We start from the raw sequence: 22,025 nt of genomic DNA, 5'->3' as shown, positions 1-22,025 counted from the left end.
CCGCAGACGGCGGTGAACCCGTAGCCCGGGCAAGGCGCGTCGAGCGCCGCCCCCGGGAGCATAGCGCAGAGCGGCTGAGTTTCCCGGAGGCGATGCTGCGCATCTGTCCGGGCTACCGGCCCGCAGACGGCAGTGAACCTGTAGCCCGGGCAAGGCGCGTCGAGCGCCGCCCCCGGGAGCATAGCGCAGAGCGGCTGAGTTTCCCGGAGGCGATGCTGCGCATCTGTCCGGGCTACCGGCCCGCAGACGGCAGTGAACCTGTAGCCCGGGCAAGGCGCGTCGAGCGCCGCCCCCGGGAGCATAGCGCAGAGCGGCTGAGTTTCCCGGAGGCGATGCTGCGCATCTGTCCGGGCTACCGGCCCGCAGACGGCAGTGAACCTGTAGCCCGGGCAAGGCGCGTCGAGCGCCGCCCCCGGGAGCATAGCGCAGAGCGGCTGAGTTTCCCGGAGGCGATGCTGCGCATCTGTCCGGACTACCGGCCCGCAGACGAATGTGAACCCGTAGCCCGGCTAAGCGCAGCGCGAGCCGGGTAAAACTACCAGTCGATTCCCACCTGCGCCTGAATACCGCTGTCAAAGGCGTGCTTCACCGGACGCAGCTCACTAACCGTATCGGCAAGCTCCAGCAGCCGGGCGTGGCAGCCGCGGCCGGTGACAATCACGTTCTGCCGCGGCGGACGATTCTCTATCGCCGCGATCACTTCCTGAGTATCCAGATAGTGATACGCCAGCATATAGGTAAGTTCATCCAGCACCACCAGATCGTAGCTCGGGTCGGCCAGCATGCGCTTGCTCTCCTGCCATACGGCCGACGCCGCCTCGATATCTGCCTCCCGGTTTTGCGTTTCCCAGGTAAAGCCGGTGCCCATAATGTGAAACTCAACGCCGAGCGGATGCAGCGTGTTGTACTCTCCATTATCCCACTGACCTTTAATGAACTGGGCAGCACCGACGCGCTTACCGTGGCCGACGGCGCGCGTTGCCGTGCCGAAGGCGGCGGTGGATTTACCTTTGCCGTTGCCGGTGAAGACGATCAGAATGCCTTTTTGCTCCGTTGCCGCCGCCACGCGGGTAGCCACCTGCGTTTTCAGCTTCTGCTGGCGCTGACGATGGCGGTCGGGATTGCCTCGCGCGTGCATAAATGCTCCTTAGTGTCCTGCCGGACAGGTGGCGCAGCGGTGCTGCTGCTCGAACTGGCTAAAGAAGTTGTTGCCTTTGTCGTCAACCAGTACAAACGCGGGCAGATTTTCGACTTCCATCATCCATACCGCTTCCATGCCCAGCTCCGGATACTCCAGGCAGCGCAAACTTTTCACATACTGCTGCGCCAGCAGGGCCGCCGCGCCGCCGATGCTGCCGAGATTAAAGCCGCCGTGTTTATGGCAGGCCTCGGTCACCTGCTGGCTGCGGTTGCCTTTGGAAAGCATGATCAGACTGCCGCCCGCCGCCTGGAAAGCGTCAACATACCCATCCATGCGTCCGCCGGTGGTGGGGCCCAGCGAGCCGCAGGCCAGATTATTCGGCGTTTTCGCCGGGCCGGCGTAGTAGACAATATGCTTGCGCATATACTCCGGCATCGGTTCGCCGTTATCCAGACGCGCTTTGATTTGGGCATGGGCGATGTCGCGGGCGACGACAATCGGACCGCTCAGCGATAGCCGGGTGCCCACGGGCAGGGCTGACAGGTCGTGGAGGATGTCGCGCAGCGGCCGGTTCAGATCGAGCTGGACGGTCTGCGCCCCGTTTTCTATGCGCTGAGAATCAGGGATAAACTTGCCCGGGTTATGTTCCAGCTTCTCCAGCCAGATGCCGTGCTTGTTGATTTTGGCTTTGATGTTTCGGTCGGCGGAGCAGGAAAGCGCCATTGCGATAGGGCAGGAGCCGCCGTGCCGCGGCAGGCGAATCACGCGAATGTCGTGGGCGAAGTATTTGCCGCCAAACTGTGCGCCGATGCCGAACTCGCGGCTGGCTTTGAGCAGCGCCGCTTCCAGCGACGTATCGCGAAACGCCTGGCCCAGTTCGTTTCCGCTGGTGGGCAGATTGTCGTAATATTTTGTCGAAGCCAGCTTCGCCACCTTCAACGCCTGGTCCGCCGACAGGCCCCCCACGACAAAGGCGATGTGGTACGGCGGGCAGGCGGCGGTGCCCAGCGCCTTCATTTTTTCAATCAGGAAGGCGGTGAGTTTTTCCGGCTGCAGAATAGATTTTGTTTCCTGAAATAGCGCGGCTTTGTTCGCCGAGCCGCCGCCTTTATTGACGAAAAGGAAGCGGTATTCGCTGCCCGGCACCGCGCTGATATCAATCTGCGCGGGCAGGTTGGTCTCAGTGTTGACCTCGGTATACATATCAAGGGGGGCATTTTGCGAATAGCGTAAATTGTTTTCCTGAAAGGTGGTGTAGATGCCCTGACTCAGAGCTTCAGCGTCGTTGCCGCCGGTCCAGACGTTCTGGCCTTTGCTCGCGACGATGGTGGCGGTCCCGGTATCCTGGCAGTTTGGCAGCACGCCTTTTGCCGAGACTTCGGCGTTGCGCAGCAGCTGTAGCGCAACGTATTTATCGTTGCCGCTGGCCTGCGGGTCGTGCAGGATGCTGGCGATCTGCTTTAAGTGCCCGGCGCGCAGGAAAAACGACGCCTCATAAAATGCCTGCTGAGCCAGCAATGTTAACGCTTCCGGCGCAACCTTGATGACCTCTTCTCCATCTAACTCTGTCACCTTAACATGTTGATTCGTTAGCAGTTCATATTCGGTATTATCGTTGCTCTGAACAAAAAGTTCCTGCCAGACAAAGGGTTTCGACATTTTACTTCTCACTATTTCGCTAAAAAGAGATTGGCCCGCGTCGCATTCGCGACGTACTCGATGGTCTGCTGGGCGCGGACGCTGTTGCCGGCTGCATCCAGCGGAGGAGAGTAGACGGCGATAGCGTATTGCCCGGGAACGACGGCGACCATCCCGCCGCCAACGCCGGATTTTGCCGGGATACCGACGGTGTACAGCCATTTGCCGCTGCCGTCGTACAGCCCGGCGATCGCCATTTCCGCCAGCACCTGCGGGACATAGCTGGCGGTGAGCAGCTGCTTGCCGTTGAACGGTGATTTGCCATTGTTGGCGAGTACGGCCCCCATTTTGGCGAGCTGCTCAACGGTGATATCCACCGAACACTGACGGGTGTAGATTTCGACGGCTTCCTGAGGGTCGCCATAGAAGCTGCGGTATGAATTCATCAGCATCGCCAGCGCCTGGTTATGCTGATTGGTCTCCATTTCGGATTGAAATACCGGCTCGTTAACTCTCAGGGAGCTGTCGGCCCAGGCGTTGAGGTTGTTGAGAATGTTGTTCCAGCGGTCGGTTTTGTCTTTCGCCGCAATCAGGCTCACGGTGCTCATGGCGCCGGCGTTGACTAACGGGTTCTCCGGCGCGCCTTGCGTGAGCTCCACGGCTAAGCCGGAATTGAAGGGCAGGCCGGTCGCGTTCGCGCCGAGTTTATCCAGCACCTCCTGCGGCCCGCGCTGCTCAATCGCCAGCGCCAGGGTGAAAACTTTACTTAATGATTCCATCGGAAAGGCTTTTGTCACGTCACCGGTCTGGTAAATTTTGCCTTCGACCGTCGCGAGCGTAATGGCGAAATTATTCGGGCTATAGCTCGCCAGGGCAGGGATATAGTCAGCGACTTTACCGTCGTGATTACTCTTATATTTCTGATGCGCCTGCTCGATGATGCTGGCGTAGTCCGGCGCGCTTTGCGCCTGCGCGGCGGCGCTAAACAGTAAGCTGGCGGTTAAGATGCAGGTGCCAAGAAATTTCACGTTCATGGTGTGTCCTGTTGGGATGATTGGAGGGAACCGGGCCGGACGTATCCGGCCTGGGGCTCATAGCCATTTTGCTGTCAGGACATCGCCACTTCTGACGTTTCGCTGGCAGGGCGCTCCTGCTCCGGTTTTTTGACCGGGGCGGTGCCGCGGCAGCCTTCTCCGTAATGCTCGCCTTCCCAACGGCCAACGATGGCGGCGCCCATGGCGTTACTCATCACGTTGGTGGCGGAGCGACCCATATCGAGGAACGGGTCGACGCCCATCAGCAGGATCAGGCCCGCTTCCGGAATGTTGAACTGGTTCAGCGTCGCGGCGATAACCACCATTGAGGCGCGCGGCACGCCCGCCATCCCTTTGGAGGTCAGCATCAGGATCAGCAGCATGGTGATCTGCTCGCCCATGCTGAGGTGGACGTTACAGGCCTGGGCGATAAACACCGTGGCGAACGAGCAGTAGGCCATGGAGCCGACCAGGTTAAAGGAGTAACCGATGGGCAGGACGAAGCTGGCGATTTTGGAAGAGACGCCGAATTTTTCCAGCTTATCGAGGGTTCCTGGGAAGGCGGCTTCTGAGCTGGATGTGGTGAAGGCCAGCAGCGCGGGCTCGAAGATCGCTTTGGTCAGACGGCTGATACATGGGCCGACAATCACCGTCGACAGGCCAATCAGGATTGCCCACAGCATGCCCAGCGTCAGGTAGAACTCACCCATAAAGATCCCGGCGCTGACCATCACGCCAAGACCGCGCTCGGCAATCAGCCCGGAGATGGCGGCGAAAACGGTCAGCGGTGCGAACAGCATGACGTACCCTGTGAGCTTCAGCATCACGTGGACCAGCGAATCGAGCACCTTCACAATGGGCTCGGCTTTTTCGCCGATCGCCGCCAGGCTGCAGCCGAGGAAAATAGAGAACACCACGATTTGCAGAATTTCGTTGCGCGCCATCGCATCAACGATGCTGGTGGGTACCGCGTGCGAGATAAACACTTTCAGGGTGAAGGGCTCGGACTGAACGGCGGCCACGGCTCCGGCATCGTGGGGGACAAAGTTGATGCCCGCGCCTGGCTGGAACAGATTGACGATCACCAGACCCAGCGCAATCGACAGCAGCGAGGCGCAAATAAACAGGAAAAAGGTTTTAGAGAATATGCGCCCGAGCGTTTTCGCATCGCCCATTTTGGCGATGCCGACCACCAGCGTTGATATTACCAGCGGGGCGATAATCATTTTTACCAGGCGTAAAAATATAGTGGTAAAAATGGAAATATCCTGCGCATAGGATTTTGCTGTATCTGCTGATGCCATATTATTAATGATCACCCCGGCAATCATGCCGAGTATCAGGCCTAATATGATCATTTTGGTTAAACTTATTTTTTTCATATTTACTCCATCGGAACAGGGTTAGTCGGTGAAGTGGTGTAGGGCGGCGTACGCCTGCGCCAGGTAGCAGCGCAGACGTACGCCTGTGGTGACCAACCGCATAAATTGTCTGGAATACAGTGATACAGCGAAATTCTGTACCCCAATGGATGTTGTTGTATTTTAGAAATTACAGGTCGAACTCAATACTTAATAACGGCGCATGCTGCTGAGCGCCATAAACATCATTGTCCCCGACGTTGCCGGAAATAATATCTCGCGGCATGACGATTTTTACCGCGTTGGCCGGATCGAACCAGATAATGCGATGAATAAAATCAGGCTTTACGTTATATAAGCCGGCAATGAGCTGCGGGGTTAATTGCTCAGAACGTTTGACCCGCTGATAATCTTCCCGGGTTTTAAATAAAATATCTAAAACCAGTTCATACGGTCCGGCGTTTTTGGAGCGGATCACCTGCGCCAGTGAGCATAGGGATTGTTTCATGCCTGAACTCCTTCTGGCGTCACCTGTTCGATATGGAAGTCAAAGCGCAGCGCGTCGCTGGCTTCGATCAGGTGATAGATTGAGAACTCATACACCGGGCCGCTCTGAATATCGGAAGGTGAGAACGGGAAGGCGAGGTTGCCCGCGGTGGCAATGCGGTTTTCATAGCCGTAGTGCAGCAGGGTAGAGCGCACCAGCGAACAGACGCTGTTGGCGATATCCTGGGTTGGCGCAACGACATCAAGCAGGATGCCCAGTTCGTGCCCGGCGATTTTCATCGGTTCGTGATTGCCCATCACGCCGTTCTTTCCATACAGATGGAAGGTCATGCGGATGCTGTCATCGTTCAGGGAGAGGTTGCGTGCGACGCTGGTCTGTACCTCTTCAAGAATATTATCGATTCCGGCAATCATGATCGGATCGCGCGTTCCGGCAATGGTCAGGCAGCGGAAGCCGACCCGCCGCGCGCCTTCCAGCTTCAGCGCGTACGGCGTCGCTTCATGACGAGAACCGCTGACGTAAACCTCGCCTTCGTTGACGGCTTTGAAGGTGCATCCTTTCAGGTTAAGCACGCCGCCCGGACCGGGCAGGAAATACGGATCGGACTTCTCGTACAGCGTATGCGCCGCCGCAGAGGTTTCGGTAAACTTACGCTTTGGATTAAACGCTTTCAGCGTAAAGCCGCTGTCGTCGATAATCCCCATGGCGCAGTCGGAACCGGAGCCCGGCGTGGCGGCAATGGCCGCGCATTCGAGGATCTTGCCGCAGTGCAGGGCGAGCCCCTCATCAAAGCCCTGCATAATCGGCAGCGCCGCGAAGCAGGCCGGATCGTACGCCCGGCCGCCAAGCACCACCTGGGCGCCGGCGGCGAGCGCCCGCTGAAAGGGTTCGATCCCCATCTGGGCGACGATATAGGTACTCTCTTCAATGGCCTCGTGGGTCAGTTCAGGCACAAAGTCCAGGGCGGTGATTTTGCCGTTATCCAGCGCCTGATGAATGATGGCTTTATCAACATCAGACGGGATCAGCGCCATGGAGAACGACAGTTTTTCTTCCTGCGCAATCTCATGGATAATCTGCCGACACCACTCCAGATGTGGCGCGGCGCCGGATCCTCCAGCGGTGCCGATCACCACCGGTATGTTGTTCTTCACGCCGGCGACGATCATATAGCGCAGATCGCGTTTCACCCCGGCCCGGTCGGTAAAAGGTTTGCCTGCCCCCAGATAGTGGGGGCCGGGATCGGATGAACCGGCGTCAACGGCAATCAGATCCGGGGACTCCGACATGGCTTTAAGAAAGCTCTCTTCCGGGAAGCCATAGCCGAGGATTGCCGTCGGCGATAAGATCTTAAAGGTACGAGCCATCTCTTAATCCTTAGTCTGCAACAGCGCGATGGTGCGGTTCATTTCGTTAAACACGATGTTAAGACCTTCGTCGAAGCCCATGCCCGGCTTGATCAACATGCGCATCGGACGCGCGGCCAGCGCGACGTGAACGCAGGTGCGGGCGCTGATCTCGGTTTCGTTACAGGTACCGCCCTGATAGGCTTCCATCGCGTGTTTGTTGCAGTACAGCACTGCGTCCACGATGTTATGAATGCCGCCGAGATCCGGGGTTTTGATCTGCACCATGTGGCAGCTGCCGGCATCGGTAAAGTCAACGATGTCCTGGTAGGTGTTACACCACTCGTCGGCGACAATTTTTACGCCGGAACCGAGGCGGGTCAGCTCTTTGGTAATGGCCGTGAGCATACGGATCTGGTCCGGTTTATTACCCGCATCCACCGGGCCTTCTATGTAGAGCGGCAGGCCCTGCGCCTCTTGCTCCAGGCTGGCGATATAGTCGGCGCAGCGAACCGGATCCATATCGAAAATCAGGCCGATGGTGCCGTACACGTCGATATGCAGCGTGGGGCGATAGCGGGGGCTGGTGCGCAGGCTTAAGATGCGGTCGGACAGCCAGCGGATATACTCACGCAGTTTTTCCCCTTTCAGACCCAGCTTCTCTTCGACGTTGTTAATCAGCGCATGCGGCAGGACGTCAACGCCTTTGAGGATCATTTTGTCCACGGCGATGTAGCGGTCGTCGCCGCTCTGACCAAATAACGGAATCGCTTCCGGTATGCAGGGCAACTGCCATTCGTCGCAAACTACCTCCGCCTTCAGGCGGCCGCTGGCCAGCGCGGTGGCGTCGAGCAGCGCCTGGGAAAGACCGTAGCGGACGGCGGTATGCAGCAGATGACCGTCGATGCGCAGCTTGTCGAAGAAGCGGGCGTTCGGCAGGAAGGTATCGACATCGCGGCCCTCCAGCAGCGGTTTGATATGATCGTTGAGGAACGGGATAAAGTTCTCCGCCAGGAACAGCGGGTCGCGGCCGCCCGCGCCGGAGTACTGTACGGCGGCACAGTCACCGACCGCCACCGCGCCGTTTTCCAGAATCAGCTGGACGGATACGCATTCACCCGCCTGGCGTACCGAGGTGAAGCCTGGCGTTACCGGAGCACCGGTATAAATGAACCCATCATGACCCGCGCCGTTTTTAATCGCCTGCTGATCGTCAAAATAGAATGAAGAGTAGCCAGCGGTGAAAAGGGCCTGTTTAATTTTCATTATGGTCTTCCTATTAATTTACTGTGGGATACCGCGTTGATGTCATCAACAACCATCTGGAATGAGGGTTTGCGTCCTTCAAAATGCGCACGTTCAGCGACGTAATCGTGGTGCAGGGCGAGGATGTCCTTCGGCAGCGGAACCGCGCCGGCTTCAAGCACGCGAATGGCGCCGGCATTGTCGCGAACCGGCAAAATTTTGCCCGCGTTGCAGGATGCGGGGGCAAAAGGCACGTCCAGGACGCCCGCTTCAAAGGCCAGCACCGTACCGCGGGCGATGTCGCCGTTGCCCAGCTCGAACACTTTCTTCAGCACTGCGCGAACCTCGCTTTTTATCAGCTCCACTTCCTGCTCAACCGCGGCGCAGGGCGGGAACTTCTGATCGCTGACCATATTGAGCATCTGGCGGGATGCCCTCAGCCCCTGCGCGTTGGCCGCCGCGGTGGGAATACCGAACGCTTCATGCGGGCTCTTGGTGATCACTTTGGTGGCGCCGGACATCCCGGCTACCGCCGCGCCCCAGGAGATAATGGCAAAGGCTTTTGATTCATCTTCCGGAAAGCCGCCCATCCACTGGTGGAAGACGGTACTCAGCTCATAATCGTCGAATCCGTAATTGCCAAAGTATTCGTGGGAGAGTTCGCGAAGAGATTTAATCGCCGCGATGTCCTGGGTGAGGCTGCCGACCTGGCCGTAGCCGACGGTGATTGACTTGACGCCCTGTTCCAGCGCCAGCAGACCTTCGATAATGGCCACCGCGTGGGACATAAACGGTGGGATCAGGGTGCCGGTCAGAGGGCCGAACGGTTCGCGGTTAATACGAATGCCGTGTTCTTCATACAGGCCCATCAGGCGGTCGCAGTATTGCCAGTCGCGAATCGACTTCTCCAGGGTGACGCGCTTGGCGTAGGGAATGTTGTAGGAGATACCGCCGCCTTCGTAGCTGGTAAAGCCGCTGGCCATGGAGATTTCCGCCAGCAGGCGCGCGTCTGGCGTACCGTGACGTACCTGGACCGGTTTTTCCAGCGCTTCGGTCATCCGGCGGCAGGCGGCGACGCCGTGGTTAACCACCGGCAAACCATTCAGTTTGGAGGTTCCCGCCTCGATGGATTTCTGTATGCCGACCGCCGCTTCTTCGTAACGGTTGAGGCGGGTATAGGCATCGATGGTGCTGGGCAGCAGATCGCACTCTTCCTGCAGGGTTTTGAGCAGCGCAATATGTTCATCCATCAGCGCCACGCCCGCGCGCGGCTGGCTCAGGGTTTTACCCTCCTGGTCGGCCTTAAGCAGAGCGTGAGAAAAGCGTTTTTTCTCAGGAATGGTTTGCTGGTACTTCACGCCATCTTCGAAGTGCTCAACGTCCTTGCCGGTATGCCAGGTCTGCAATACCTGATGCCGCTCGGTCATGAATTCGTCGTGGGTTAATTTTTTATTTCGAAGTTCCATTCGTAGCTGCCTTCATTTATAGGGTTAAACAGTGAATGCTGGTGCGAGCGGCGAGCTCGGGGTAGAGCCTGGCAACGTTTGCCAGCAGCGGAAGCAGGCCTTTTGCATCGCGGTAATAATCAAACCGGGTTGGCAGAAGAATGCGTCTGCCGTCGTCATCCAGTTCGCGGTATTTCAGCCAGCGGTGGATGTCGAAGCCGCTGGCGCGGGAGAGCCATCCACCGGAACCGACGACTTTACGCACGGGGGTCAGATCGCGGCCCATCTGTAAATCGACGTTGCCCACGCAGGTGCAGACCTGCTTTTTGGTGCCCGCGTGGCGTTCGCTGGCGTAGCCGACGCACAGCCCGGCCAGCACGGTGTCGAAATATTTTTCTTCCGCGTTGAGCGGCAGATAATCCGGCTGAGCGACCAGATGGCGCAGGTAGCGGTAAAAGGCCTCCTGACGCTGCGGCTGGTGGGCAAACACCACGTTCACCAGCTCCTGAGTACTTTCACCGACCACGACAGCTGAAACGCGCATGCCGAGATCGCCTTCCACCGTGCGTTTTACATATGGCTCCGGAACGCCGTGCAGAACGGTATCCGGCGAGAGCGTGTTGGCGCTGGCGGAGTAGACGTCGGTGGTGGCGCCGCCCATATCGATCAGCATGAACTCTTTCCACGCGCTGTCGTAATGACTGATGGTTTTCACCAGCTCGTAGACGGTCCACGGCGTTGGCATCGGCTCTTCGCCGGTTTCTGCGACGATAACGTCCAGTCCTTTACCTTTGACGATTCGGGATAAGAAGACATCGCAAATCGCCTTGCGGGCAGCGTAGGGATTAGGGTGATCGAGATCGGGCAGAATGTTGTCTACCGTGGTCAAATCTTTGTGGCCAAGGATGGCCTGAACCTCGTCCTGAATATCCCGGTTTCCGGCATAGATAATGGCGCAGTCGAGCGTTGACTCCGCCAGCGCATGGGCGTTGGCCAGGCCGTAGCTCTCCTCGCCGCCGTCGGTTCCGCCGGTAAACAGCAGGATATCCGGCGGCGTGGCTTCCAGCGCCTGGATATCGTGGCGGTTGAGTTTGTAGGCGTAGTATTGGGCGATTTTGGCCCCCGCCGAGTGGGCGGTGACTTTTGCTGATTCCAGGGTGATGGACGGCACCAGACCCATCGCGGCAACGGCAAGACCGCCTTTTGCCGATGAAGAGTATTTCAGCGTGACGTCACCGCGGTGCAGCAACGGGCGCGCATCGGCAACGTTAAGCACCCGGTTCAGGCTGGCAAAAAAGCCTTCCGCCAGGTGATGGGTAGTGGTCGGGGTCAGAACGTGGTTTACCAGCGTCAGCTCATCCCCCTCCTGTGCGAAGAGGGCCGCTTTGGTCCACGTCGAGCCGATATCGACAGAGACGGTTTGCATCAGATAGCCTCTTCCAGACACTGCTGTTCAACGCCGTGGCGCTGGTTGATATCGTTCGCCATCAGCCTGCAGACGTCTTCCAGATCGTGGCTTGGGGCAAAGACGCGATTGAAGCCCATCTCTTTGAATTTGGCCTCGACGTCGGCAAAATCATGCTTACCGACCACCAGGTTGCCGCCAACGTAAAGAAGAATATCGCCGATACCCCGTTCGATGCAGCGTTCGCGCAGTCCCAGGCAGTCGATATCGCCGTGGCCGTAAATAGACGAGACAACGATGGCGTCCGCGCCGGTTTCGATAGCGGCATCGATATATTCATCCTGACTGACCATCACCCCCAGATTGATTACGCGAAAATCATGGGCAGTAAAAACGCGGTCCAGGACTTTGTTGCCTACTGCATGGCAGTCAGCACCAATGACGCCAATAACAAGTGTTGATTTCTTCATGGGTAATCCTCTGTAAGGCTGATGGTATAAAAATAAAAACGACTTTCTAATATTTGCAGCGTTGATGATGGCCGCCTGTTAATAGGGCTGGAGTGTCTGTGGTTCGAAGGGGGGAAGCAATTGATCTATTTTCAGAATATCTTTCAAAAAAGTCTTGTTTTTGATTTTTCTTTAAAAAATCCTTTTGTATCATGATGTTGTTAGTTTTTTTATTGTCTGGGGTTATTTCTGTTCAGATCTTTTTAATAAATGGATTGCGATGTTTGTGAGCAAGGTCTTATTTTATATTTTGCGTTTATTTTGCCTTGATAATAAGCGGTAAATACAATTCTTTAAATTTTTCTGTGAGCATAGTAACGGAATTTATGTGCTGTTTTTTATATGCGTCACGGCGAATTTGTTAGATTAAAGATATAAAATGGTGATTTGTTTATTTAATATTTCATTTTTGTTGAATGGCGGAGTGGGGCAGGAGAGCTGCTGTCCGGGGGGGATAAAAGCGCAGGGGGAAAGTCTGCTGCATAAAGAGCAGGGTGCGTTGCGTCACAAAACGACGAGAAAGAGAATGTACGCCGCATTTACTTGATAATGAGATAGTTACGCATCTGTGTTAATTGAAAGTAAACGCAATGATAAATGTAATAAGCAAAAAAATTTAGGGCATTAACTTGATAAAAAAAATCTGTGAGCTACACGACATTGTCAGCTGATGCCCGGATTAATGCGCCCAGCGCTCATCCCATTAAATTCCCCTCCGCGGCGAAATAAATGGACTATCATTTTCAGTAACCGTTGATACTCTTGAAAAACATATTGTTAACCTAGTGTTTACCTGTACGGTACACGGTATACATAATTAACATTTAAAATGAAAATTGATTTAAATCAATGTTTAAAACTTGGAAAAGGTCGCGAAATGGAGTTAAATTGTCGCGGATCAAATTGACCGAAATCTGGTATTTTCGCTATAAATTGATCGCTGTCGAAAACTGCAAATTTATCACAATAAAAACCTATTTATTGTAAGGGTTTTGCAGCGTAATATAATCACGGGATCAATTTGGGTGTTTTGTTAACATGTTTGTAACTTCTCATTACTATCGTTTTCTTGCATGAGAAAACGGGCGTGACGAGAAGAAGCAAATAAATTTGTATTGGGGCATGCGTGTGACCCTTTCTAACGGGGTTCACTCTCGGAGTCTTCATGCGATGAGCAAGGAGTCATGATGTTAGATATAGTCGAACTGTCGCGCTTACAGTTTGCCTTGACCGCGATGTACCACTTCCTGTTTGTGCCGCTGACGCTAGGTATGGCGTTCCTGCTGGCCATCATGGAAACGGTCTACGTCCTTTCCGGCAAACAGATTTATAAAGATATGACCAAGTTCTGGGGCAAGTTGTTTGGTATCAACTTCGCGCTGGGTGTGGCAACCGGTCTGACCATGGAGTTCCAGTTCGGGACTAACTGGTCTTACTACTCTCACTATGTGGGCGATATCTTCGGTGCGCCGCTGGCCATTGAAGGTTTGATGGCCTTCTTCCTCGAATCTACCTTTGTCGGTCTGTTCTTCTTCGGTTGGGATCGTCTGGGCAAAGTTCAGCACATGGCCGTGACCTGGCTGGTGGCGCTGGGCTCCAACCTGTCGGCGCTGTGGATCCTCGTCGCTAACGGCTGGATGCAGAACCCGATTGCGTCGGACTTCAACTTTGAAACCATGCGTATGGAGATGGTCAGCTTCTCTGAGCTGGTCCTGAACCCGGTTGCTCAGGTTAAGTTCGTTCATACCGTGGCGTCAGGCTACGTGACCGGCGCGATGTTCATTCTTGCCATCAGCTCCTGGTATATGCTCAAAGGCCGCGACTTCGCTTTTGCCAAGCGCTCCTTCGCTATCGCAGCAAGCTTCGGTATGGCGGCGATTCTCTCCGTTATCGTTCTCGGTGATGAATCCGGCTACGAAATGGGCGACGTGCAGAAAACCAAACTGGCGGCTATCGAAGCTGAATGGGAAACTCAGCCTGCTCCGGCGGCCTTTACCCTGTTTGGTATTCCCGATCAGAAGGCGCAGGAGAACCGCTTCGCGATTCAAATTCCTTACGCGCTGGGCATCATTGCGACTCGCTCCGTGGATAAACAGGTTACCGGCCTGAAAGACCTCATGGTTCAGCACGAAGAGCGTATCCGTAACGGGATGAAAGCTTACGCGCTGCTGGAACAGCTGCGTGCCGGTTCAACCGACCAGGCCGTGCGCGATCGCTTTAACGACGTGAAGAAAGATCTGGGCTACGGTCTGCTGCTGAAACGCTATACCGACAACGTCTCTGACGCGACGGAAGAGCAGATTGCTCTGGCGACCAAGGACTCTATTCCTGCCGTGGCGCCGCTCTACTTCGCCTTCCGTATCATGGTAGCGTGCGGCGTGCTGATGCTGTTGATTATCGGCGCCTCCTTCTGGAGCGTGATTCGCAACCGCATCGGTGAGAAAAAATGGCTGCTGCGCGCCGCGTTCTATGGCCTGCCGCTGCCGTGGATTGCCGTTGAATCGGGCTGGTTTGTCGCCGAATATGGCCGTCAGCCGTGGGCTATTGGTGAGGTGCTGCCGACGGCCGTCGCGAACTCGTCGCTGACCGCGGGCGACCTGATCTTCTCTATGGTGCTGATTTGTGGCCTGTACACGCTGTTCCTGGTGGCTGAACTGTTCCTCATGTTCAAGTTTGCCCGCAAAGGACCAAGCAGCCTGAAAACCGGTCGCTATCACTTTGAACAGTCCTCTGCGGCTATTCAGTCGGCACGCTAAGACAGGAGTCGTCAAATGATCGATTATGAAGTATTGCGTTTTATCTGGTGGCTGCTGATCGGCATTTTGCTTATTGGTTTTGCCGTCGCCGATGGCTTCGACATGGGGGTGGGGATGCTCACCCGTTTCCTCGGTCGTAACGACACCGAGCGTCGAATTATGATTAACGCCATTGCCCCGCACTGGGACGGAAACCAGGTGTGGCTGATCACCGCCGGCGGCGCGCTGTTTGCCGCCTGGCCGATGGTCTACGCCGCCGCGTTTTCCGGCTTCTATGTGGCCATGATCCTGGTGCTGGCCTCTTTATTCTTCCGTCCGGTGGGTTTCGACTACCGCTCGAAGATTGAGGATAACCGCTGGCGTAACATGTGGGACTGGGGCATCTTCGTCGGCAGCTTCGTGCCGCCGCTGGTGATTGGCGTGGCGTTCGGCAACCTGCTGCAGGGCGTTCCGTTCCACGTTGATGAATATCTGCGCCTGTACTACACCGGTAACTTCTTCCAGCTGCTGAATCCGTTTGGCCTGCTGGCCGGTATTGTTAGCGTGGCGATGATCCTGACGCAGGGCGCGACCTATCTGCAGATGCGTACCGTGGGTGAACTGCACCTGCGCACCCGCTCCGTGTCTACGGTGGCGGCGCTGGTGACGCTGGTCTGCTTCGCGCTGGCGGGCGTTTGGGTCTACTACGGTATCGACGGTTATGTGGTGAAATCGGTGATGGATCATACCGGCCCGTCTAACCCGCTGACCAAAGAAGTCGCGCGTGAAGCCGGCGCGTGGATGGTGAACTTTAATAACATGCCGGCGCTGTGGGCGATTCCTGCTCTGGGCGTGGCGCTGCCGCTGCTGACCGTCATCTCGACAAAAGCGGATAAAGGCGCATGGGCGTTTCTGTTCTCCTCGCTGACGCTGGCGTGCATCATTCTGACTGCCGGTATCGCCATGTTCCCGTTCATTATGCCATCAAGCACGGCGATGAACGCGAGCCTGACCATGTGGGATGCGACCTCCAGCCAGCTGACGCTGAACCTGATGACTTACGTGGCGATTGTCTTCGTACCGATTATTCTGGCCTACACCGCCTGGTGTTACTGGAAAATGTTCGGTCGCATCACTCGCGAAGACATCGAAAAGAACACCCACTCGCTGTACTAAGGTAAGGAGCTATATATGTGGTATTTCGCATGGATTTTGGGAACGCTTCTTGCCTGTGCTTTTGGGGTGATTACCGCGCTGGCGCTTGAGCACGTGGAAGCCACCAAAGCAGGTAAAGAAGAACACTGATGAGTATTATCGCGACTCTTTACGCGATAATGGACAAGCGCCCGTTAAGGGCGCTTTCCTTATTGATGGCGCTGGCGCTAGCGGGCTGCATCTTCTGGGATCCGTCGCGCTTTGCGGCCAAAACCAGCGAGCTGGAAATCTGGCACGGCTTCCTGCTGATGTGGGCGGTTTGTACCGGCGTTATCCACGGCGTGGGCTTCCGCCCGCGCGCCATTCACTGGCAGGGAATTTTTTGTCCGCTTATCGCTGATATTGTGCTCGTTTTGGGCCTGTTCTTTTTCTTCTTTTGAATAAGAAATCTCTGTTAACCATATGGGCTTGCATAAGCCCATAAAAATTTACTCCTCGTTTACTTTCCCCCATTCCAAACCACGATTCCCGCGCGTATAGTAGCGAAGTTTGAAAGCACTAACCTTTTGTTGCATTACCGGGATGTAAAGTGAATACAACGCTGTTTCGATGGCCGGTTCGGGTCTATTACGAAGACACCGACGCCGGTGGTATGGTTTACCACGCCAGCTACGTCGCTTTCTATGAAAGAGCACGCACAGAGATGCTGCGCCATCATCACTTCAGCCAACAGGTTTTGCTGGCTGAACGAGTTGCCTTTGTGGTTCGCAAAATGACGCTGGAGTATTTTGCGCCCGCCAGACTCGACGACATGCTCGAAATCCAGACGGAGATAACCTCAATGCGAGGAGCTACCCTGGTTTTCACGCAGCGAATCGTCAACGCCGAGAACGTCGTTTTGAATGAAGCTGAGGTTCTTATCGTGTGCGTTGATCCACTCTTAATGAAGCCTCGTGCGCTTCCCAAGTCTATTGTCGCGGAGTTTAAGCAGTGACTGAGATGAATATCCTTGATTTGTTCCTGAAGGCGAGCCTTCTGGTTAAACTTATCATGTTGATTTTAGTTTGTTTTTCCATCGCCTCCTGGGCCATCATTATTCAGAGAACGCGTATCCTCAATTCGGCGTCACGTGAGGCCGAAGCGTTTGAAGATAAGTTCTGGTCCGGTATCGAGCTTTCTCGTTTGTACCAGGAAAGCCAGGGTCGTCGCGATAATCTGACCGGTTCGGAACAAATCTTCTACAGCGGCTTCAAAGAGTTTGCGCGTCTGCATCGTGCGAACAGCCATGCGCCGGAAGCGATTGTCGAAGGGGCGTCGCGCGCCATGCGTATTTCGATGAACCGCGAGCTGGAAACCCTGGAAACCCACATCCCGTTCCTCGGTACGGTGGGTTCTATCAGCCCATATATCGGTCTGTTTGGTACCGTATGGGGGATCATGCATGCCTTTATCGCGCTGGGCGCGGTAAAACAGGCGACGCTGCAAATGGTCGCGCCGGGTATCGCAGAAGCGCTCATCGCGACGGCAATTGGTCTTTTTGCCGCTATCCCGGCGGTTATGGCCTATAACCGTCTGAACCAGCGCGTGAACAAACTTGAGCTGAACTACGACAACTTTATGGAAGAGTTCACCGCCATTCTGCACCGTCAGGCGTTTACCAGCAGCGAAAGCAATAAGGGGTAAGCCATGGCCAGAGCACGTGGACGCGGACGTCGCGAACTGAAGTCCGAGATCAACATCGTTCCGCTGCTGGATGTCCTGTTGGTGCTGTTGCTGATCTTTATGGCGACAGCGCCGATCATTACGCAGAGCGTAGAGGTCGACCTACCGGACGCAACGGAGTCGCAGGCGGTGAAAAGCAACGATGAGCCGCCGGTGATCGTTGAAGTCTCCGGCGTCGGGCAGTACAGCGTGAAAGTTGGCCCGGAAACGTTATCGCAGCTGCCGCCGGAACAGGTTATTGCGGAAGCCAGGCGTCGACTTGAGGCGAATGAGAAAACGGTGTTCCTGATCGGCGGTGCTAAAGAGGTGCCATACGATGAGATTATTAAAGCGCTTAACCTGTTGCACAGCGCAGGGGTTAAATCGGTTGGCTTGATGACCAAGCCGATCTAATCGCTCGCAATATGCACGCCCGCCAGCACGTCGGCTTTGGGACAACAGCGTCTCGTGGCCGACGTCATATAACGGGAACAGGCGAACAGTTTTTGGGAACCGATAGTGTCAAAGGCAACCGAACAAAACGACAAGCTTAAACGAGCGATCATAGTATCAGTCGCGCTGCACATCGTATTGATAGCGCTGCTGATCTGGAGTTCGTTTGACGAGCATCTGGATGCTTCTGCCGGGGGTGGCGGAGGTTCCTCTATCGATGCGGTAATGGTCGATCCGGGGGCGGTTGTGAAGAATTATGACCGCCAACAGCAGCAGCAGGCCAGCGCCCGCCGCGCCGCCGAGCAGCGTGAAAAGCAGGCTCAGCAGCAGGCGGAAGAGCTACGTGAAAAACAGGCCGCCGAGCAGGAACGGCTGAAACAGCTGGAACAGGATCGTCTACAGGCGCAGGAAGCGGCTAAAGAGGCGAAAGAACAGCAGAAACAGGCGGAAGAAGCCGCGGCGAAAGCCGCCGCAGCGGCAAAAGCCAAAGCGGACGCACAGGCGAAAGAGGCGCAGGAAGCTGCCGCCAAAGCCGCCGCTGACGCGAAAGCGAAGGCCGATGCGCAGGCGAAAGCAGCCGAAGCCGCTGCGGCGAAAGCGGCGGCGGATGCGAAGAAACAGGCGGAAGCGGAAGCCGCGAAAGCGGCCGCGGACGCGCAGAAGAAAGCCGAAGCGGATGCAGCGAAGAAAGCTCAGCAGGAAGCCGAGAAGAAAGCGCAGCAGCAGGCAGAGAAAAAAGCGCAGCAGGAAGCGGCGAAACAGGCCGCTGCTGAAAAAGCTGCCGCCGAAAAAGCGGCAGAAAAAGCCGCCGCGCAGAAAGCCGCTGCTGAGAAAGCGGCAGCCGAGAAAGCCGCCGCAGCGGAAAAAGCCGCCGCCGAGAAAGCCGCGGCAGCCAAAGCTGCAGCAGCAGAGAAGGCCGCTGCAGACAAAGCGGCGAAAGCCGCCGCCGCTAAGGCAGCAGCCGCCAAGAAAGCCGCTGCGGCCAAAGAGGCCAACGGCGTTGACGATCTGCTCGGCGACCTGAGCTCCGGTAAGAATGCTCCGAAAACCGGAAACCCATCAAAAGGGAGTGGTGCTAATTCAGGCAAATCCTCTTCGGCTGGGGCGGCAACTGGTGCAGAACTTAGTGGGTATGCAAGCCAAATTACGGGGGCAATATCCAGGAATTTCCATGACTACAAGTCATATATCGGAAAGCAGTGTGTTCTTAGATTGAATCTAAATCCCGATGGATCGCTGATTGGTATCACATCCGAAGGTGGGGATGAGGCTCTATGTACAGCAGCTAAAACTGCGGCAAGGTTAGCTAATTTACCTAAGCCCCCAAATGATGCGGTCTATAATGCAGTAAAAAATAATCAGCTTGTTGTGAAATTTATTCCGCAATAGAGCATGGTTTAACAAGTAGTTTTGTGTATTTGAGTTTGTTAACATTCTGCTAAATTATCGTGGGCTTTTCGCCTGGATAAGGGAGATATGATGAAGCAGGCATTACGAGTAGCATTTGGTTTTTTAATGCTGTGGGCGGCAGTGCTGCACGCAGAAGTACGCATCGAGATTACCCAAGGGGTCGACTCGGCACGCCCAATCGGCGTTGTGCCGTTCCAGTGGGCGGGGCAGGGTGCTGCGCCGGAAGATGTGGGCGGTATCGTGGCGGCTGACCTGCGCAACAGCGGCAAGTTTAATCCGCTCGATCGCTCTCGTCTGCCTCAGCAGCCGGGTAGCGCTCAGGAAGTGCAGCCGGCGGCATGGTCTGCGCTGGGCGTTGACGCCGTCGTGGTTGGTCAGGTGACGCAAAACCCTGACGGTTCCTACAACGTGGCGTATCAGCTGGTTGATACCGGCGGCGCGCCAGGGACCGTGCTTGCGCAGAACTCCTTTAAAGTCACGAAACAGTATCTGCGCTATGCCGCGCATGCTGCCAGCGACGCCGTATTTGAGAAGCTGACCGGTATTAAGGGCGCCTTCCGTACCCGTATCGCCTACGTGGTACAGACCAACGGCGGCCAGTTCCCGTACGAGCTGCGCGTGTCCGACTACGATGGCTACAATCAGTTCCTCGTTCACCGTTCAACTCAGCCGCTGATGTCTCCGGCATGGTCTCCGGACGGCGCGAAGCTGGCCTACGTGACCTTTGAAAGCGGACGCTCTGCGCTGGTTGTGCAGACGCTGGCTAACGGCTCCGTTCGTCAGATTGCTTCGTTCCCGCAGCATAACGGCGCGCCGGCGTTCTCGCCGGACGGCAGCAAACTGGCTTTCGCTCTGTCGAAAACCGGTAGCCTGAACCTGTACGTGATGGACCTGGGATCTGGCCAGATTCGTCAGGTGACCAACGGTCGCAGCAATAACACCGAACCAAGCTGGTTCCCGGATAGCCAGAACCTGGCCTTTACTTCCGACCAGGCCGGTCGTCCGCAGGTGTATAAAGTCAATATTAATGGCGGCACGCCGCAGCGTATTACCTGGGAAGGTTCACAAAACCAGGACGCTGACGTGAGCGCTGATGGTAAAACTATGGTAATGGTAAGCTCGGCCGGTGGTCAGCAGCACATTGCCAAACAAGATCTGGAAGCGGGTGGTGTGCAGGTTCTGTCATCAACGTTTTTAGATGAAACGCCAAGTCTGGCACCTAACGGCACTATGGTAATCTACAGCTCTTCTCAGGGGATGGGATCCGTGCTGAATCTGGTTTCTACAGATGGGCGTTTCAAAGCGCGTCTTCCGGCAACTGATGGACAGGTAAAATCACCTGCCTGGTCGCCGTATCTGTGATAATAAATAATTGATTATTAAAGGAATCAAAGAAATGCAACTGAACAAAGTGCTGAAAGGGCTGTTGATCGCTCTGCCGGTTATGGCAATCGCGGCGTGTTCTTCTAACAAGAACGCCAGCAACGACCAGAGCGGTGAAGGCATGCTGGGTGCCGGCACTGGTATGGACGGTAACGCTAACGGCGGCAACATGTCTTCCGAAGAGCAGGCTCGTCTGCAGATGCAACAGCTGCAGCAGAACAATATCGTTTACTTCGATCTGGACAAATACGATATCCGTTCTGACTTCGCTGCAATGCTGGACGCGCACGCAAACTTCCTGCGCAGCAACCCGTCCTACAAAGTGACCGTAGAAGGTCATGCGGATGAGCGTGGTACGCCGGAATACAACATCGCTCTGGGTGAGCGTCGTGCTAACGCCGTTAAGATGTATCTGCAGGGCAAAGGTGTTTCTGCTGACCAGATCTCCATCGTTTCTTACGGTAAAGAAAAACCTGCAGTACTGGGCCACGACGAAGCGGCTTACGCCAAAAACCGTCGCGCCGTACTGGTTTACTAAGAGAATTGCATGAGCAGTAACTTCAGACATCATCTATTGAGTCTGTCGTTACTGGTTGGCATAGCGGCCCCCTGGGCCGCTTTTGCTCAGGCGCCAATCAGTAGTGTCGGCTCAGGCTCGGTCGAAGACCGCGTCACTCAACTCGAGCGTATTTCCAATGCGCACAGCCAGCTTTTAACCCAACTCCAGCAACAACTCTCCGATAATCAGTCCGATATTGATTCCCTGCGCGGTCAAATTCAGGAAAGCCAGTATCAGCTGAATCAGGTTGTTGAGCGCCAGAAGCAGATCCTGCTGCAGATCGACGGTCTGAGCAGCGGTGGCGGCGCAGCGGGAGCGCAAACCCAGACGTCAGCGGGCGATCAGGGCGCTGCGGCTAGCGGGACGGCGCCAGCGGCCTCGTCAGGCGCCCCAGCGCAGACCGGTGATGCCAATACCGATTACAACGCGGCTATCGCGCTGGTGAAGGATCCCTCTCGCCAGGACGATGCGATGGCGGCTTTCCAGAACTTCGTCAAAAAGTACCCCGATTCAACGTATCAGCCGAACGCCAACTACTGGCTCGGTCAGCTGAATTACAACAAGGGTAAAAAGGACGATGCGGCGTACTATTTCGCTTCCGTGGTGAAAAACTACCCTAAATCCCCGAAGGCGCCCGACGCAATGTTTAAAGTCGGCGTGATCATGCAGGACAAAGGCGATACCGCAAAAGCGAAGGCGGTTTACCAGCAGGTGGTCAGTAAATTTCCTGGCACCGACGGGGCCAAACAAGCGCAAAAACGCCTTAACGCACTCGGATGATTATGGCATGACCAGAAATCGCATCATTTCTGGTCTTGTCGCATGAATCCTAAGCAGTTAAGCAATCTTTATCTAAATTGTTGTTGCGCTGAATTCTGAAATCAGTAATATATGCCGCCGTTGCCAAGGGATATCGAACAAGCCCAAAGCGGCGAAAATAGTGGGTCGTTAGCTCAGTTGGTAGAGCAGTTGACTTTTAATCAATTGGTCGCAGGTT

Annotated in this window: 21 protein-coding genes; 11 read left to right on the top strand and 10 right to left on the bottom strand. The window is 55.7% G+C overall.

All coding sequences use genetic code 11. From position 1 onward, the window contains the following. Positions 1-535: 535 nt before the first annotated feature. The 10 genes from cobO to glmS form a co-directional block, all read right to left on the bottom strand. Positions 536-1,138 carry a cob(I)yrinic acid a,c-diamide adenosyltransferase gene (gene cobO / locus ABLU67_RS23420; protein WP_046878623.1) on the bottom strand — a complete coding sequence of 201 codons (603 nt, stop codon included), beginning with the start codon at positions 1,136-1,138 and terminating at the stop codon, positions 536-538. Between the two features lie 9 nt (positions 1,139-1,147). Next, entirely contained in the window at positions 1,148-2,800 is a 1,653-nt protein-coding gene (locus ABLU67_RS23415; RefSeq protein ID WP_014228449.1) for a class I fumarate hydratase, read from the bottom strand. A gap of 11 nt (positions 2,801-2,811) precedes the next feature. Beyond that, positions 2,812-3,813, bottom strand: coding sequence for a glutaminase A (gene glsA / locus ABLU67_RS23410; protein WP_348852551.1), 1,002 nt, complete (start codon positions 3,811-3,813; stop codon positions 2,812-2,814). A gap of 74 nt (positions 3,814-3,887) precedes the next feature. Then, positions 3,888-5,195 carry a dicarboxylate/amino acid:cation symporter gene (locus tag ABLU67_RS23405; protein ID WP_014228451.1) on the bottom strand — a complete coding sequence of 436 codons (1,308 nt, stop codon included), beginning with the start codon at positions 5,193-5,195 and terminating at the stop codon, positions 3,888-3,890. Positions 5,196-5,364: 169 nt separating this feature from the next. Beyond that, positions 5,365-5,682 (bottom strand): DUF4387 domain-containing protein, encoded by a 318-nt coding sequence (locus tag ABLU67_RS23400; RefSeq protein WP_025108137.1) that lies wholly within the window; start codon positions 5,680-5,682, stop codon positions 5,365-5,367. Beyond that, positions 5,679-7,049: an acyclic terpene utilization AtuA family protein gene (locus ABLU67_RS23395; protein WP_122117567.1), complete on the bottom strand. Its 1,371-nt coding sequence runs from the start codon at positions 7,047-7,049 to the stop codon at positions 5,679-5,681. Before ABLU67_RS23395 ends, ABLU67_RS23400 begins: the two co-directional genes overlap by 4 nt. Positions 7,050-7,052: 3 nt before the next feature. Then, positions 7,053-8,294, bottom strand: coding sequence for a methylaspartate ammonia-lyase (locus tag ABLU67_RS23390; protein ID WP_187228665.1), 1,242 nt, complete (start codon positions 8,292-8,294; stop codon positions 7,053-7,055). Next, a complete protein-coding gene (locus ABLU67_RS23385; protein WP_004848945.1) occupies positions 8,294-9,739 on the bottom strand; it encodes a methylaspartate mutase subunit E in 1,446 nt (481 codons plus the stop codon). The genes ABLU67_RS23390 and ABLU67_RS23385 overlap by 1 nt, the downstream gene beginning before the upstream one ends. A gap of 16 nt (positions 9,740-9,755) precedes the next feature. Beyond that, positions 9,756-11,144, bottom strand: a complete 1,389-nt coding sequence (gene glmL / locus ABLU67_RS23380) for a methylaspartate mutase accessory protein GlmL (protein WP_025108134.1) — start codon at positions 11,142-11,144, stop codon at positions 9,756-9,758. Further along, positions 11,144-11,593 (bottom strand): methylaspartate mutase subunit S, encoded by a 450-nt coding sequence (gene glmS, locus ABLU67_RS23375; RefSeq protein ID WP_004848951.1) that lies wholly within the window; start codon positions 11,591-11,593, stop codon positions 11,144-11,146. The genes glmL and glmS overlap by 1 nt, the downstream gene beginning before the upstream one ends. 1,226 nt (positions 11,594-12,819) lie before the next feature. Between glmS and cydA the strand changes: the two genes are divergently transcribed. From cydA to cpoB, 11 genes are all read left to right on the top strand, one after another. Continuing rightward, a complete protein-coding gene (cydA, locus tag ABLU67_RS23370) occupies positions 12,820-14,388 on the top strand; it encodes a cytochrome ubiquinol oxidase subunit I (RefSeq protein ID WP_004130574.1) in 1,569 nt (522 codons plus the stop codon). Positions 14,389-14,403: 15 nt separating this feature from the next. Continuing rightward, positions 14,404-15,543, top strand: a complete 1,140-nt coding sequence (gene cydB / locus ABLU67_RS23365) for a cytochrome d ubiquinol oxidase subunit II (protein ID WP_004848954.1) — start codon at positions 14,404-14,406, stop codon at positions 15,541-15,543. Positions 15,544-15,558: 15 nt separating this feature from the next. Further along, positions 15,559-15,672, top strand: a complete 114-nt coding sequence (cydX, locus tag ABLU67_RS23360; protein WP_004100325.1) for a cytochrome bd-I oxidase subunit CydX — start codon at positions 15,559-15,561, stop codon at positions 15,670-15,672. Then, positions 15,672-15,962, top strand: a complete 291-nt coding sequence (ybgE, locus tag ABLU67_RS23355) for a cyd operon protein YbgE (RefSeq protein ID WP_004100327.1) — start codon at positions 15,672-15,674, stop codon at positions 15,960-15,962. Before cydX ends, ybgE begins: the two co-directional genes overlap by 1 nt. A gap of 149 nt (positions 15,963-16,111) precedes the next feature. Further along, a complete protein-coding gene (gene ybgC / locus ABLU67_RS23350; RefSeq protein ID WP_348852550.1) occupies positions 16,112-16,516 on the top strand; it encodes a tol-pal system-associated acyl-CoA thioesterase in 405 nt (134 codons plus the stop codon). Continuing rightward, entirely contained in the window at positions 16,513-17,205 is a 693-nt protein-coding gene (gene tolQ, locus ABLU67_RS23345) for a Tol-Pal system protein TolQ (protein WP_014228456.1), read from the top strand. The genes ybgC and tolQ overlap by 4 nt, the downstream gene beginning before the upstream one ends. A gap of 3 nt (positions 17,206-17,208) precedes the next feature. After that, positions 17,209-17,637, top strand: a complete 429-nt coding sequence (gene tolR, locus ABLU67_RS23340; protein WP_004130580.1) for a colicin uptake protein TolR — start codon at positions 17,209-17,211, stop codon at positions 17,635-17,637. A gap of 105 nt (positions 17,638-17,742) precedes the next feature. Beyond that, a complete protein-coding gene (gene tolA, locus ABLU67_RS23335; protein WP_109241426.1) occupies positions 17,743-19,065 on the top strand; it encodes a cell envelope integrity protein TolA in 1,323 nt (440 codons plus the stop codon). Between the two features lie 90 nt (positions 19,066-19,155). Further along, entirely contained in the window at positions 19,156-20,448 is a 1,293-nt protein-coding gene (gene tolB / locus ABLU67_RS23330) for a Tol-Pal system beta propeller repeat protein TolB (RefSeq protein WP_004133400.1), read from the top strand. 34 nt (positions 20,449-20,482) lie between these two features. Further along, on the top strand, positions 20,483-21,007 hold the full coding sequence (gene pal, locus ABLU67_RS23325; RefSeq protein ID WP_004100337.1) for a peptidoglycan-associated lipoprotein Pal: 525 nt from the start codon (positions 20,483-20,485) through the stop codon (positions 21,005-21,007). A 9-nt stretch (positions 21,008-21,016) separates the two neighbouring features. Continuing rightward, entirely contained in the window at positions 21,017-21,808 is a 792-nt protein-coding gene (gene cpoB / locus ABLU67_RS23320; RefSeq protein ID WP_004848965.1) for a cell division protein CpoB, read from the top strand. Positions 21,809-22,025: the final 217 nt, after the last annotated feature.

This window comes from Klebsiella sp. GN_Kp190 (genome assembly GCF_040061795.1).
GTDB lineage: Bacteria > Pseudomonadota > Gammaproteobacteria > Enterobacterales > Enterobacteriaceae > Klebsiella > Klebsiella michiganensis.
The sequence above is the reverse complement of the archived record's forward strand: the minus strand, read 5'-3'. Positions and strand labels throughout refer to the sequence as shown.

Excerpts from the sequence above, each read along its gene's own strand:
- cobO (WP_046878623.1), bottom strand. The coding sequence starts at position 1,138 with ATGCACGCGCGAGGCAATCCCGACCGCCATCGTCAGCGCCAGCAGAAG.
- ABLU67_RS23415 (WP_014228449.1), bottom strand. The coding sequence starts at position 2,800 with ATGTCGAAACCCTTTGTCTGGCAGGAACTTTTTGTTCAGAGCAACGAT.
- glsA (WP_348852551.1), bottom strand. The coding sequence starts at position 3,813 with ATGAACGTGAAATTTCTTGGCACCTGCATCTTAACCGCCAGCTTACTG.
- ABLU67_RS23405 (WP_014228451.1), bottom strand. The coding sequence starts at position 5,195 with ATGAAAAAAATAAGTTTAACCAAAATGATCATATTAGGCCTGATACTC.
- ABLU67_RS23400 (WP_025108137.1), bottom strand. The coding sequence starts at position 5,682 with ATGAAACAATCCCTATGCTCACTGGCGCAGGTGATCCGCTCCAAAAAC.
- ABLU67_RS23395 (WP_122117567.1), bottom strand. The coding sequence starts at position 7,049 with ATGGCTCGTACCTTTAAGATCTTATCGCCGACGGCAATCCTCGGCTAT.
- ABLU67_RS23390 (WP_187228665.1), bottom strand. The coding sequence starts at position 8,294 with ATGAAAATTAAACAGGCCCTTTTCACCGCTGGCTACTCTTCATTCTAT.
- ABLU67_RS23385 (WP_004848945.1), bottom strand. The coding sequence starts at position 9,739 with ATGGAACTTCGAAATAAAAAATTAACCCACGACGAATTCATGACCGAG.
- glmL (WP_025108134.1), bottom strand. The coding sequence starts at position 11,144 with ATGCAAACCGTCTCTGTCGATATCGGCTCGACGTGGACCAAAGCGGCC.
- glmS (WP_004848951.1), bottom strand. The coding sequence starts at position 11,593 with ATGAAGAAATCAACACTTGTTATTGGCGTCATTGGTGCTGACTGCCAT.
- cydA (WP_004130574.1), top strand. The coding sequence starts at position 12,820 with ATGTTAGATATAGTCGAACTGTCGCGCTTACAGTTTGCCTTGACCGCG.
- cydB (WP_004848954.1), top strand. The coding sequence starts at position 14,404 with ATGATCGATTATGAAGTATTGCGTTTTATCTGGTGGCTGCTGATCGGC.
- cydX (WP_004100325.1), top strand. The coding sequence starts at position 15,559 with ATGTGGTATTTCGCATGGATTTTGGGAACGCTTCTTGCCTGTGCTTTT.
- ybgE (WP_004100327.1), top strand. The coding sequence starts at position 15,672 with ATGAGTATTATCGCGACTCTTTACGCGATAATGGACAAGCGCCCGTTA.
- tolR (WP_004130580.1), top strand. The coding sequence starts at position 17,209 with ATGGCCAGAGCACGTGGACGCGGACGTCGCGAACTGAAGTCCGAGATC.
- tolB (WP_004133400.1), top strand. The coding sequence starts at position 19,156 with ATGAAGCAGGCATTACGAGTAGCATTTGGTTTTTTAATGCTGTGGGCG.
- pal (WP_004100337.1), top strand. The coding sequence starts at position 20,483 with ATGCAACTGAACAAAGTGCTGAAAGGGCTGTTGATCGCTCTGCCGGTT.
- cpoB (WP_004848965.1), top strand. The coding sequence starts at position 21,017 with ATGAGCAGTAACTTCAGACATCATCTATTGAGTCTGTCGTTACTGGTT.